The 12,286-nt window shown below is 62.3% G+C and carries 13 protein-coding genes; 5 read left to right on the top strand and 8 right to left on the bottom strand.

Annotation, left to right across the window (positions count from 1 at the left end):
* The first annotated feature begins 67 nt into the window (after positions 1-67).
* Positions 68-694 (top strand): DUF1062 domain-containing protein, encoded by a 627-nt coding sequence (locus HB375_RS08580; RefSeq protein WP_167672590.1) that lies wholly within the window; start codon positions 68-70, stop codon positions 692-694.
* 225 nt (positions 695-919) lie between these two features.
* Positions 920-1,336 carry a GNAT family N-acetyltransferase gene (locus HB375_RS08575; RefSeq protein WP_167672589.1) on the top strand — a complete coding sequence of 139 codons (417 nt, stop codon included), beginning with the start codon at positions 920-922 and terminating at the stop codon, positions 1,334-1,336.
* A gap of 104 nt (positions 1,337-1,440) precedes the next feature.
* Here HB375_RS08575 and HB375_RS08570 read toward each other — a convergent pair whose 3' ends face one another.
* The 5 genes from HB375_RS08570 to HB375_RS08550 are packed head-to-tail and all read right to left on the bottom strand — an operon-like array spanning position 1,441 to position 5,885.
* Positions 1,441-2,226 carry an amino acid ABC transporter ATP-binding protein gene (locus HB375_RS08570; protein ID WP_167672588.1) on the bottom strand — a complete coding sequence of 262 codons (786 nt, stop codon included), beginning with the start codon at positions 2,224-2,226 and terminating at the stop codon, positions 1,441-1,443.
* Positions 2,223-3,185 (bottom strand): ABC transporter permease subunit, encoded by a 963-nt coding sequence (locus HB375_RS08565; RefSeq protein ID WP_167672587.1) that lies wholly within the window; start codon positions 3,183-3,185, stop codon positions 2,223-2,225. Before HB375_RS08565 ends, HB375_RS08570 begins: the two co-directional genes overlap by 4 nt.
* On the bottom strand, positions 3,182-4,075 hold the full coding sequence (locus HB375_RS08560; RefSeq protein WP_167672586.1) for an ABC transporter substrate-binding protein: 894 nt from the start codon (positions 4,073-4,075) through the stop codon (positions 3,182-3,184). The genes HB375_RS08565 and HB375_RS08560 overlap by 4 nt, the downstream gene beginning before the upstream one ends.
* 31 nt (positions 4,076-4,106) lie before the next feature.
* Positions 4,107-4,907 (bottom strand): deaminated glutathione amidase, encoded by an 801-nt coding sequence (locus HB375_RS08555; RefSeq protein WP_167672585.1) that lies wholly within the window; start codon positions 4,905-4,907, stop codon positions 4,107-4,109.
* A 21-nt stretch (positions 4,908-4,928) separates the two neighbouring features.
* Entirely contained in the window at positions 4,929-5,885 is a 957-nt protein-coding gene (locus HB375_RS08550; protein ID WP_167672584.1) for a type 2 periplasmic-binding domain-containing protein, read from the bottom strand.
* 103 nt (positions 5,886-5,988) lie between these two features.
* Here HB375_RS08550 and HB375_RS08545 point away from each other — a divergent pair, with 103 nt between their 5' ends.
* Positions 5,989-7,338 (top strand): aminotransferase-like domain-containing protein, encoded by a 1,350-nt coding sequence (locus HB375_RS08545; RefSeq protein WP_167672583.1) that lies wholly within the window; start codon positions 5,989-5,991, stop codon positions 7,336-7,338.
* 19 nt (positions 7,339-7,357) lie between these two features.
* Positions 7,358-8,107, top strand: a complete 750-nt coding sequence (locus HB375_RS08540) for a class I SAM-dependent methyltransferase (protein WP_167672582.1) — start codon at positions 7,358-7,360, stop codon at positions 8,105-8,107.
* Positions 8,108-8,116: 9 nt separating this feature from the next.
* Here the strand turns inward: HB375_RS08540 and HB375_RS08535 are convergent, their stop codons facing one another.
* Positions 8,117-9,490 (bottom strand): FAD-containing oxidoreductase, encoded by a 1,374-nt coding sequence (locus HB375_RS08535; RefSeq protein ID WP_167672581.1) that lies wholly within the window; start codon positions 9,488-9,490, stop codon positions 8,117-8,119.
* A gap of 73 nt (positions 9,491-9,563) precedes the next feature.
* Complete coding sequence (locus HB375_RS08530; RefSeq protein ID WP_167672580.1) at positions 9,564-10,742, bottom strand: BaiN/RdsA family NAD(P)/FAD-dependent oxidoreductase; 1,179 nt, start codon at positions 10,740-10,742, stop codon at positions 9,564-9,566.
* Between the two features lie 315 nt (positions 10,743-11,057).
* Between HB375_RS08530 and HB375_RS08525 the strand changes: the two genes are divergently transcribed.
* The gene (locus HB375_RS08525; protein WP_167672579.1) at positions 11,058-11,336 is read left to right on the top strand and encodes a hypothetical protein; all 279 of its coding nucleotides are present in this window, start codon (positions 11,058-11,060) and stop codon (positions 11,334-11,336) included.
* 71 nt (positions 11,337-11,407) lie between these two features.
* Here HB375_RS08525 and HB375_RS08520 read toward each other — a convergent pair whose 3' ends face one another.
* Positions 11,408-12,238 carry a class I SAM-dependent methyltransferase gene (locus tag HB375_RS08520; protein ID WP_167672578.1) on the bottom strand — a complete coding sequence of 277 codons (831 nt, stop codon included), beginning with the start codon at positions 12,236-12,238 and terminating at the stop codon, positions 11,408-11,410.
* Positions 12,239-12,286: the final 48 nt, after the last annotated feature.

Raw genomic sequence — 12,286 nt, 5'->3', positions numbered from 1 at the left:
ACCGCGCCCCTAGTGGATCTCTCACGCCCCCATCTTGGTGGACTTCCGAACGGAAGACCAAGACGGTATGTGCCAAACACTTCAGGTCCGGTGGACCATAACCCCTGAACTCGCTCCCCAGCCGTGGATAGCATGCAGTGGATGCGGAGGCCTTCGCGCCTTCCAAAGCAGCGATAAGATCAGGCTCAACGCTAACGGGCGAAAGCTTGATGCGTGGCTCATCTACAAATGCACAATCTGCGAGAAGACGTGGAACCGCCCAATTTTCGAGCGCCAGAATGTTCGAAACATCAGTCCCATCGTGCTCGAAGCATTGCAGTCCAATGACCCTGATTGGATTCGCGGCGAAACGTTCAATCTCGAAGCTCTTCGACGCAAGGCGCAGCGGATCAACGAATTTCCGGAATGCAAGATCGTCAAAGAGCTACTCTGCGAAACTCCAGATTGGACGCGACTGGAGATCGAACTTGTGGCGCGCTTTCCGACCAGCACACGTTTGGATCGCTTGCTTGCGACAGAGCTGAACGTTTCGCGTCCTCAACTGATCGACCTCCACGAAAGGGCGTTGCTCAGGATAGAACCGGACCGCACCGATATTCTGCGGCGCAGGATCAAGAACGGCCTCAAGGTGACAATCGATCTCTCCGGATATGCCGATCGAGAACTGTGGAAACCGCCCGCTATTGGGAAGTAACCCAGCGCATAAGTGGCGCGCCCAAGGGCTGAATCTCGACCTTGGGTGCTGCCATGCCTGGGCGGCCGACTAAAGAGCTAGATCCACCGATGGCATTCCCGGATCATGACCGACTGAGGTAGTTCTTTTGGCGTTGCGCGGGCTTCCTGATGTCCTTTATTGCTGGTGATCGCCACCGCTGCAAAGTAAGCACCTGATCGCGTTGCAATTCTGATGGACAATCACATGGAGATCGAGATCCTCGAGGACGCCAATCCTCCCGGAGCTGATGATGTCACGGCCGGATTGCGGGCTCACATGGTTGAGCAGACCGGCCCTTTGCCACGTCTCCCGCTCACCCTGCTCATGCGCGATGCCGACAATCGCGTGCGCGGGGGCATCCGAGGGACCATTGCGCTGTGCTGGCTTCAGGTTGACCACTTCTGGGTCGACGAAGCTCTGCGTGGGCAAGGTTATGGCGCGCGCCTCTTGCGCTTGGCCGAGGATGCCGCTCGGGCGCATGGCGCCATCGGCGCGCAACTGACGACAGCGACTTTTCAGGCGGTTGGGTTCTACCAAAAGCAGGGTTATGCCGAGATCGGCCGTTTGCGGGATCGGCCACCGGGTCACGACCGGATCTGGATGGCCAAACGGTGGGGCTGATCGCCCATGAAAAAGGGAGCCTGCATCGCAGGCCCCCTGTCGCTCCTATCGCGGCTGCCCCTCCGCATGGGCGGCGGCATCGGTCACATAGGACCGATGCGTTTTCAGATGACCCGGCTCAAGAACGCACGGGTGCGTGGGTGTTGCGGGTTCACCAGAATCTCATCCGGCGGACCCTGCTCGACGATGTATCCGCCGTCCATGAACACCACGCGGTCCGCCGCTTCCTTCGCAAAGCCGATCTCGTGCGTGACGACGACCATCGTCAAACCCTGCTCCGCCAGATCCTTCATGGTGGCGAGAACTTCGCCCACAAGCTCGGGATCGAGCGCGGAGGTCGGCTCGTCGAACAGGATCAGCTTCGGCTTGATCGCCAGTGCGCGGGCAATCGCGACGCGCTGCTGCTGACCGCCCGACAACTGGCGCGGATAGGCATCGGCCTTTTCCTTCAACCCGACGCGTTGCAGTAGAGTCATGGCGTAAGCTTCCGCCGCTTGACGGCTTTCGCCGTGAATGCCGACCGGCGCTTCGATGATGTTCTGCAACACCGTCAGATGCGGATAGAGGTTGAACTGCTGAAAGACCATGCCGATCTGCCGGCGCTGCCGCGCGATGGCGCGGGCCGACAGCTTGCGCAGATGCTTGCCACGCAGCTCGTATCCGATCTGCTCGTTGCCGACCTGGATCGAGCCGCGGTTCATCGCTTCGAGATGGTTGATGCAGCGCAGGAACGTTGACTTGCCCGAGCCGGACGGCCCGAGGATCACCACCGTTTCGCCGGGCATCACATCGAGGTCGATGCCCTTCAGAACCTCGTTGTCGCCGAAGGACTTGTGCACGTTGCGGGCTTTGACCAACGGCTCCGCTTGCGAGATGGTTTGTGCGTTCATCGCGCATCCCCCAAATTGACCGCCATTCCGGCTTCAGCCTCGGGCGCGGGCTTTGCAGTCGCAACCGTTCTGCCCTTGTCGCCACGGGAATAGTAGCGCTCGATGGCGGATTGGCCGACATTGAGGATCGAGGTGACGAGCAGATACCACAGCACCGCAACCATCAGCATCGGGATGATCTCGAAGGTGCGGTTATAGACTGCCTGAACCGAATAAAGCAGATCACCCATGGCGATGACGCTGACGAGCGAGGTCGCCTTGATCATGCTGATGAGCTGATTGCCTGTGGGCGGGATGATGGACTTCATCGCCTGCGGAATGATGATGCGACGAAGCGCACGCGCCCGCGTCATGCCGAAGGCCTGCGTCGTCTCGATCTGCCCCGGATCGACCGACAGAAGGCCGCCGCGAATGATCTCGGCCATGTAGGCCGCCTCGTTCAGCGCAAGACCCGCGATGGCCGCGGTGAGCGGCGTGATGAGATCGTTCGTGTTCCAGCTTGCAAGCGTCGGGCCGAACGGAATGCCGATCGTGACCTGCGGGAACAACGTGGACATGTTGTACCAGAAGATCAGCTGCACGAGCAGCGGCGTGCCGCGAAAGAACCAGATGTAGAGGCTGGACAGCATGACGAAGAGCTTGCTGTCCGACATGCGCGCAATCGCGAGAAGAAGACCGATGACGACACCGATGACCATGGCGACGACGGTGAGGCCGAGGCTCACGGACAGGCCGCGCAGAATCGAATCCGCCGTGAACCACTGCCCCACGACGTGCCATTCGAAATTCTTGTTGTTGGCGACCATCCAGCCGAACTTGAGCGTGACCGCGAGCGTGAACGCCCACATCAGCCAGCGACTATAGTTGATCGGCTGGCGCGCATGAGCAACGTCACGGAGCGCGAGCTCCGTGACGTCGTCCTTCGGCGAAAACGCCGGCTTGGTCGCGGCCGCCGTCACTGCTTCTTCCCGGCGAGGTTGATGCCCGGCGCCTTGAGCATGTTGTTCTCAAGACCCCACTTCTTCATGATGATCGCATAGGTGCCGTTGGCAAAAAGCTTCTTGTACGCCTCGAGGATGACCTCGCCGAGAACCGAACCCTTGGGAACGACGGTGCCCTGGAAAAGATCCTCAAAGCCGTTGCTCTTGCCGACCGCCGCCAGCTCCAGCTCGCCGTTGGACTGCTGGATGAAATAGGTCAGCGGTGCTTGCGACGAGAAGAAGGCGTCGGAGCGCTTCGAGCGGACCGCGAGGATCGAGGTCGGCTGATCGGCGAAGGACTGCACCTCGATCGCCGGCTTGCCCGCCTTGGTGCAGGCCTCGGCCTGCTGCTTGATGACACGCTCGGCCGAACCGCCCGACATGACCGCGATGCGCGCACCGCAAGTGTCATCCAGGCCCTGGATGTTCTTCGGGTTGCCCTTCTGCACGGCGAAGACGACGTATTCCTGCACGAAATCGACGAAGTCGTTGGCGGCCTGGCGATCCGGGAAATCGCCCGTCGGGCCAATGCCCATCTGGTAGCGGCCGGACTTGATGCCAGCGAGCATGCCTGACAGGCCGCTCACCGACTCATGGCGCATTTTGATGCCGAGCACTTCACCGATGGCATGCGCAAGGTCCGCGCTCGCGCCGGTGAGGCTGCGCGTATCCGTCACGATCTCATAGGGAGGGAAGGAGCCGTTGTTGACGGAGATGATCTCGCCCGCGTCGAGGATTTCCTTCGGCAGTTTCGCGCGCAGAGCGGCATCGACCGTTTGCGTCGGGATTTTCACTTCTTCCGCGTAAAGCGGCGCGGAGAAGAGGGCTGCGGCCAAAAGGGCTGCGGAGGCGATTGCACTGGATTTCATGACGGTTTTCCCTTGGTTGCGGCGCAGCTTTTCAGGCGCTGGCCTTGTTGAGTTCAGGCTTTTCGAACCGGCGGTTCGCGAGGCACGGCAGAATGTTGCGCGCATGGGCGAGACGCGCCGGGTCGATGTCGGCAAAGACGAGCGCCGGAGCTTCCGCCGCGCGGGCGATGGCGACGCCGAGCGGATCGACCACCAGGCTGTTGCCGATGTTGCGCTCGCCGCACTCGCCGACGGCGACCACATAGGTCGTGTTTTCGAGCGCACGCGCCGTGACCAGCACTTCCCAATGCGCCTCCTTCAACGGCCCCTTGACCCAAGCGGCGGGCAGGGCCAGCACGTCAGCGCCGTCGAGCACGAGCCGCCGCGCGAGTTCGGGGAAGCGCACGTCGTAACAGGTCATCATGCCGACCTTGAGGCCAGCCACTTCCACGAGCGGCGGCACATCGTCGCCGGGCATGACGTTGGTCGATTCCTTGGCCGAAAACGCGTCGTAGAGATGCAGCTTGCGGTACTCGGCCAAAATCTCGCCGTTGCGCAGCACGACAAAAAGGTTCCAGACGCGCTCCCCGCCCGTCGGCGTGTGGATCGTCAGCATCACCGTCATGTCGCTGCCCCGGCTCGCTTCGACAAGCTGGGACATGAAAGGACCATCGAGCGGCTGCGCGGCTTTCAACACGAGGTTCGGGTCGGCGATGTCGCGGGCCAAAATGCCTTCCGGCAGCACCAGAAGATCGGCGCCGCCCGCTTGCGCTTCGCGCATCAGTCGCAGGCAGGTGTTGGCGTTGTCCTGCCAATCGCGGCTGACCGCGAACTGCCCCATGGCCACTTTCATCGTTTCGTCCTCTCTCGTTCTTTAAGCCGCGTAAGCCGGGAAGAGATCGCGCGGCGTCATCTTCTTGTCGGTCAGGTTCTGCGCGTGAAGCTCGGTCGCGAAATCCGCGATCATCTTTTCATTCGCAGCAAAGCCGTTGCGATCCCAGGAGGCCGGCAGATCGCGCGCGACCTGCCGGATTTCATCAATGATCCAGGGCGTCGTGTCGGCATATTTAGCGCGCCGTTCGAGCCACACGCGGGTGGACTCGTCCAGAACTTCGCTCAACGCCTGCGGCAACCAGGGATATTCCTTGACGATGGCGGGCTTGATGCCGAGGAGGTGAATGCCCGGCACGTAGCCGACCGCGTTGAAGTAATCGACTTCCGCCTTGCGGAAATCAGGCAACAGCTGCCGGAACTTGGAATCCGCATCGAAGAATCCGGGCGGCATGAAGGGCGTGAAGACGGCATCGAGAACGCCCTCCTCCAACAATTCCATCATAGGTCGCTCGCCGGGCGCGGCTTCGATGCGGCCCGGGCGGCCATAGCCGCTCAAGCGGTCGGTGATGGGGTGTGCTTCCGTCAGGCGCCCGACGAACCAATACGCATCCTCAATGCCGATCCCGATGCGTCGCAGGATCGCGCGGGTCCAGGTGTTGCCGGAATCCTGCCAGCCGGTGAGGCCGATCTTCTTGCCCGCAAGCTGCTCGAGAGAGGTGATGTTGCTCGTCTTCGCGGTGATGATGCAGCGATGCCGGAAGCCGCGCATGAGGAAATACGGCACGCCGACAATCGACGTCTCGCCGCGCGCGCGGCCCAGCGAATAACGGCTGAACGAAACTTCGCCCGCATCGTAGCGCGGATCGCTCGCCAGATCCTCAGGCAAGGACTGCACCCGATCGAGATGGAGGTCGAACTTATCCGAACGCACATCGCCCAATGCAAGCGGCACGATGTAGTCCCAATCACGAACCGCGAGCCTGATCGTAATACTCAAAACGCATCCCCTTGAACGCTTGTGACTTATCGTTAGGGAAGATGCTAATTGTTTACTTTCTGCTGGACAATGATAGTTTTGTTACTGAACAAAGAAAGTTCGGATGACCAATACTCTCTCCATCGAATGGCTCGCTGAGCGTCTCCAAGACAGGACGACGCGCGGAATTGCCCTTGAAACCAGTGCTTTGATCCGCTCCGGCGCGATTCCGGTGGGCATCCAATTGCCTCCGGTCCGCGAGCTGGCGCAGGCCCTCGGCGTGAGCCCTGCGACAATTTCATCCGCCTGGAGCGAGCTGCGGCGGCACAAGGTCATCAGCGGACGCGGCCGCACCGGCGTGTGGGTCAGCGGCGACAAGATCGCCCCTCGCCCGCAGCGTTTCGAAAACATCGGCAACTTCGGCGACCACGTGATCGACCTCAGCGTCGCGACGCCGGACCCAGCCCTGCTGCCCCCACTCGAAGAGGCGCTCTCGCACGGCGCGAAAACGGGCAGGTTGAACAGCTATCAGCGCATTCCGATCACGGACGCGTTGCGCGAGGCCGTGCGTGAAAAATGGCCCTATCCCGCGCAGGCTTTTCTTGCGGCCAATGGCGGCTTCGAGGCGATCTATGTGACGCTTCAGGCCCTCGTGATGCCAGGCTCGGTCATCGCCATCGAAGACCCGACGCAGATGCGCCTGTTGGACATTCTGGACAATCTCGGCGCGCATGTCGTGCCCGTCGCGTGCGACGAGGAAGGGCCGAGGCTGGATTGTCTCGCGCAAGCGCTGCAGAGAAAACCCGCAGCCTTCCTCTATCAGCCGCGCACGCACGCGGTCACCGGACACAAGGTCAGCGCGGCGCGGCTCGACGACATGGCGCGCCTCCTGAAAGACAGCGATACGCTGATCGTGGAGGATGACGGCATCAGCAATCTCTCCGCGCAGCCGCCCGCGAGCCTTGGTGCGCATTTTCCGGAGCGGACGGTGCACATCATGTCCTATTCCAAAACTTTTGGGCCCGATCTGCGCCTCGCCGTTCTGTCGAGTTCGAACGACATCGTCAGTCAGATCCAGGCCTATCGCAGCTTCGGCGCGGGCTGGACGAGCCGCATTCTGCAAGATGCCGTCGCGTGGCTCATCAACGATCAGAAAACGGCGGACATCGTCGTGCACGCAAAATCCGTTTATGCCGAGCGGCGACGTGCGCTTCTCGCCGCGCTCACGCAACGCGGCGTGCATCTGCCGGACAGGGACGGCCTGTGCCTCTGGATCCCCGTGCGGTCCGAGCAATTCGCCATGGTGACATTGGCGGCGCGGCGCATCGCGGTACTGCCGGGGCGCAAATGCTCCATCAAGCCGACGCATCATGTCCGCGTCGCGACGAGCCATCTCACGGTGAATGTCGAGGAAGTCGCCGACGCGATTGCGCTGATCGACCCTGAAACGATGTTCGGCCGCATATCGGTGTGAAGCGGATAAGGAACGACACATGAACGATCCGACGGACGATCCGCTCTACCGCGATCCCAATCTGGCGCAGCTCTACGATGCCGCGAACCGATGGGGCGTCGACTTCGACTACTGCGTGACGCTGGCCGCGGATGCTCAGTCCGTTCTCGATCTCGGCTGCGGCACAGGCGAACTCGCGGCGGCGCTGGCGGTGAATCGCTCGGTGACCGGCGTCGACCCCGCTGGGGCGATGCTCGATATCGCACGCAAGCGGCCGGGCGGACGCGAGGTGACGTGGGTGGAAGCCGATGCGCGCAACGTGCGTCTCGGTCAGCGCTTCGATCTCATCGTGCTGACAGGGCACGTCTTTCAGGTCTTTCTGACGGAGGACGATCAGCGGGCCGTGCTGGCGACCATCGCCGCCCATTTGAAGCCGGATGGGCGATTCATTTTCGACAGCCGCAACCCGGCGATCCGGACGTGGGAGAACCGCAACCAGCACAATACCCTGCATAGGCTCGATCATCCCCAGCTCGGTCCGCTTGAAGCCTGGAACGAGCCGTCATTCGATGACAGCACGAACATTCTCACCTATGAAAACGGCTACCGCATTCTCGCGACAGGTCAGGCTTTTTCTGGCTCGGCACAGATCCGCTTCACACCGCTGGAAGAACTCGCGGATATGATCGCCGCCGCCGGTCTCATGGTCGAGACATGGCTCGGCGACTGGCAGGGAACCCCGTACCATCCTGACGCCAAGGACATCATCCCGCTCGGCGGCTTGGCGTAATCGCCACACTCACTTCGCCGGTTCGAGACGCCCGAGAATGGTCGGCACAAGTTCGGCGACTGTGGGGTGGATGTGCACCGCATCGCGCAGAACCGTGTAAGGAGCTTTTGCATCAATCATGTCGAGCACCGTGTGAACGACCTCATCCCCGCCGGGGCCGAGGATCGATGCGCCCAGAAGCTCGTTCGTGTCGGCATCGACCATCACCTTCATGAAGCCCTGCGTTTCGCCTTTCTCGACCGCGCGCGCGACGCGAGTCATCGGGCGCTGGCCGATGAGTACGCGTTTTCCTGCTTGCACCGCTTGCGCCTGTGTCATGCCCGCGCGACCGAGCGGCGGGTCGATGTAGAGTGCATAGGTCTGAACGCGGTCGCTCACCCGGCGCGACGCACCGTCGAGCAGGTTGGCGGCGACGATCTCGAAATCGTTATAGGCCGTGTGCGTGAACGCGCCTTTGCCATTGCAATCGCCCAGCGCCCAGATACCCGGCACATTGGTGCATAATTCATCGTCCACGATGATGATGCCGTGACTGTCGTAAGCGATGCCTGCCGCCTCCAACCCCAAATCGTCGGTGTTGACGCGACGGCCCACCGCGAGCAGCACATGCGAGCCCGTCGCGATGGGTGGGCCGTTTTCGCAATCAAGGGTGACGGCGACGCCCTTTTCATGCGGCGCGAGTGCGATGCATTTGGCATTGAGCCGCAGATTGATCCCCTCGCGTTCGAGAATTTCCGCAATCGCCGTGGATACGTCCTCATCCTCCCTCTGGATGAGGCGTGGCGCCATTTCGACGATGGTCACCTCGCTGCCGAAGCGGCGAAACATCTGGCCGTATTCGAGGCCGATATAGCTGCCGCCGACGATGACAAGGTGCTCAGGAATTGTATCGAGGTCCAGGATCGACGAGCTGGTGAGGTAGGCGACCTGATCGAGCCCCGGCATGGGCGGCGCGGATGGTCTGCCACCGACATTGATAAAAATCCGCTCCGCCTTCAGCACCTGATCGCCGACGCTGACTTCGCGCGGCGAGATGAAGCGCGCGTGCCCTTTGACGAGCGTGCAGTTCTTCGCCTTCTGCAAAGCGCCCTCAAGCCCGCCGCGCGATTTCGCGACGATGGCATCCATGCGCGCCTTGACCTCACGCATGTCCACTCGCACCGGACCGACGGAGACGCCGTATTCAGCGGCACGGCGGGCGAGATGGGCGGTATAAGCGCTGGCGACAAGCGCCTTTGTCGGCGTACAGCCTGTATTGACGCAGGTGCCGCCGACGCGGGCGCGCTCGACGACGGCAACTTTCATGCCCGCGTTCGCCAGCCGGAAGGCCAGAGATGGGCCGGCCTGCCCCGCACCGATGATGATGGCGTCGTACTCGGCCATGATTAAGCCTCCCGCGAGCCGCGAGAGGCATCGCCTCAACGGATTTAGAGGGCTCGTCGCGAAGGCAAGCGCCTCACACGGCCTGCCCGGCGCTCCATCCGGATGACCAAGCCCACTGGAAGTTATAGCCGCCGAGCCAGCCCGTGACATCCACCACTTCGCCAATGAAGTAGAGGCCGGGGATGGACTTCGCCTCCATGGTGCGGGAATCGAGTTCGCGCGTGTCGACGCCGCCCAGCGTCACCTCCGCCGTGCGGTAGCCTTCCGACCCAGCGGGCTTGAAGCGCCATTGATTGACCGCCTCGTCGATGCGGCGCAGCGCCTTGTCGGATAGGTCGGCGAGATTGCCGGTCGCGTTCTCGGTTTCAGCGATGAGCTGGGCGAGCCTTTTGGGGAGGAAGGCGGAGAGCGCAGTCTGCAACGCCTGGCGGCCGTTCTGCGCGCGGGCACCGCGCAATTCCTCAAACACATTGGTGCCGGGCAGCATGGAGAGCGTGATCTCCGCGCCCTCCCGCCAATAGGATGAGATTTGCAGGATCGCCGGGCCGCTCAAGCCCCGGTGGGTGAAGAGCATGGCCTCGGGAAAGCGGGCCTTGCCGCAGGACGCGACCGCGTCCACCGCCACGCCGGCGAGCGGCTTCAGTCGTTCAAGCGTGGTGGGTTCCAGGGTCAGGGGAACGAGCGCGGGGCGAGTTTCGGTTACGCTCAGGCCGAACTGGGCGGCGATGTCATAACCCCAGCCCGTCGCGCCCATTTTGGGGATCGACTTGCCGCCGGCTGCGACGACGAGCGAGCGGCATTCGGCGGCACCGTTGGAAAACGCGAGACGAAACCCATCAGGGGTCTTTTCGACCCGCTCGACGGCGGTGCGCAGGCTCAACTCCACGCCGTGGCGCTTCATCTCGGCCAGCAGAAGATCGACGATCTGCCGGGACGAGCCGTCGCAAAACAGCTGCCCCAGGGTCTTCTCATGGTAGGCGATGCCGTAGCTCTCGATGAGGGCAATAAAATCCCGCTGCGTGTAGCGTCGCAGAGCCGAAATGCAGAAGCTCGGATTGCCGGAAATGTAGTTTTGCGGCGCGGCGTTGAGATTGGTGAAGTTGCAGCGCCCGCCGCCGGAAATACGAATTTTTTCGCCGGGTGCAGCCGCGTGATCAACCACGAGCACGGAACGGCCACGCTTGCCAGCCTCGGCCGCGCACATCATTCCGGCCGCGCCCGCGCCGACCACCACCACATCGAACTGATCCAAGATACGCCCTTCCGCACCCACCACTGCGGGGTTAGCCGGGGCGCGCGAACGGCGCAAGGTCCAAGCTGGGCCGGGGCCTTGATGCCGCGAATCAGGCACCTAGATAACGCCTGACTACTTTCAAAGGAGGGAACCGATTTCCGGCTCAGGCATTTCTGTCCGGAAGAGCCATGGGGGCGCAACGCCCCGCCCTGCAATTCCGTTTTAGCCCCAAAGACCTTCTCCTCACCGGAAGGGGAGGTGAAAGGGCACGATTTTTGCAGACAATCAGAGCCAACATTTCGACCTAGGCCCCTTTCTCGATGAGGTGATGGAATGCTTTCAGCCGGTCACGCACACCACCCCACCGCACTGCCGCAAAAGCCCCCAGTCGATTTTCACGTGACCCGCAATGACGGCGCCCGCTGGACCATCCGCGCCGTTTCCGAGCGGGCAAAGGTTGCGGCCCTGCGGGAATTTGCGCTCGACACGCCCGCTCAGGACGAGCCGTGCCTCGTGGTCGGACACGCGAAATCCAACGCCGTCCTTCATTCCCTGCGCTCGCGCGGGTTCTCGATCCTGTATATGGGCCCTGCCGGTCCCATCCGTCTTTGATGCGTTTCAGCACCAATAAAACGCAACCGCGCTGACCGCGCGGTTGCGTCGTCTCTCACCAAAAATGCTGCTCACATTTTCTGCGCTTCGATGAGAATGCTCAACAGCCGACCTTCCATCATGTTCATGAGGAGGTTTTGGCTCTGCGATTGCTCTGCGCCCATGACGAGCCGATGACCTGTTGGCAGCAGGCTGGCGGAGACGCTGCCCGCCGAGCCGCCATTCACCGGGCGTGAAACGAAGCGCTCGGTCTCGTCGCTCCAACTGACGATGCGAAGCCCGTTCTTGCTTACGATCTGGCGCAGCACTTGCCCCGGCACGAGGAAACTTGCCGAGGGCGTGCTGGCCCAAGGCAGCGGAAACCGCGCCGGGCCGACGGGGCCGAGCACGATCTCGCTCCAGACGACGCGCCCACCAGGCTTCAGCACGCGATGAATCTCACGGCAGAGCCTACCCTTGTCCGCAATGTTCATGGCCATGTAGAGGCAGAGCGCCGCATCGAAGCTGTTGTCGCCAAAAGGCATGGCGAGCGCGTCCGCCTCCTGAAAGACAATTCGGTCCTCCAGGCCGCAGCGGCGCGTGAGATCGCGCGCCGCTGCGATGAATTCCGGAACGGGATCGACGCCCGTGACATGCACGTCGTGTGACATCGCGATGTAACGCGCCGGCCCGCCGATCCCGCATCCGACATCGACGACCTGCATGCCTTTTTCGAGATGCAGCCGCTCCACATGCTCGCGCGTCGCCGCCAGCTCGCGGACGTGAATCTGGTCGAACGGATAGAGCATGTCGGCGGTCAACTGCCCGGCCATGCGGGCTATCTTCGACACGGCCGCGTGCACCCGCTCCACGATGTCGGGGCTGGCGTAGTTCGCGCGGATGTCATCCCGCCGTCGTGGCATCGAGCTTGGCCCTTGATAGCAAGGGAAGCCTACCACGCGGCGTTTCGA

It is taken from the genome of Microvirga terricola, from assembly GCF_011777495.1.
GTDB lineage: Bacteria > Pseudomonadota > Alphaproteobacteria > Rhizobiales > Beijerinckiaceae > Microvirga > Microvirga terricola.
Note: the sequence above shows the minus strand (reverse complement) of the source record. Positions and strands in the feature narration are given on the sequence as shown.

Excerpts from the sequence above, each read along its gene's own strand:
- HB375_RS08545 (WP_167672583.1), top strand. The coding sequence starts at position 5,989 with ATGACCAATACTCTCTCCATCGAATGGCTCGCTGAGCGTCTCCAAGAC.
- HB375_RS08560 (WP_167672586.1), bottom strand. The coding sequence starts at position 4,075 with ATGAAATCCAGTGCAATCGCCTCCGCAGCCCTTTTGGCCGCAGCCCTC.
- HB375_RS08555 (WP_167672585.1), bottom strand. The coding sequence starts at position 4,907 with ATGAAAGTGGCCATGGGGCAGTTCGCGGTCAGCCGCGATTGGCAGGAC.
- HB375_RS08575 (WP_167672589.1), top strand. The coding sequence starts at position 920 with ATGGAGATCGAGATCCTCGAGGACGCCAATCCTCCCGGAGCTGATGAT.
- HB375_RS08525 (WP_167672579.1), top strand. The coding sequence starts at position 11,058 with ATGCTTTCAGCCGGTCACGCACACCACCCCACCGCACTGCCGCAAAAG.
- HB375_RS08520 (WP_167672578.1), bottom strand. The coding sequence starts at position 12,238 with ATGCCACGACGGCGGGATGACATCCGCGCGAACTACGCCAGCCCCGAC.
- HB375_RS08580 (WP_167672590.1), top strand. The coding sequence starts at position 68 with ATGTGCCAAACACTTCAGGTCCGGTGGACCATAACCCCTGAACTCGCT.
- HB375_RS08535 (WP_167672581.1), bottom strand. The coding sequence starts at position 9,490 with ATGGCCGAGTACGACGCCATCATCATCGGTGCGGGGCAGGCCGGCCCA.
- HB375_RS08540 (WP_167672582.1), top strand. The coding sequence starts at position 7,358 with ATGAACGATCCGACGGACGATCCGCTCTACCGCGATCCCAATCTGGCG.
- HB375_RS08570 (WP_167672588.1), bottom strand. The coding sequence starts at position 2,226 with ATGAACGCACAAACCATCTCGCAAGCGGAGCCGTTGGTCAAAGCCCGC.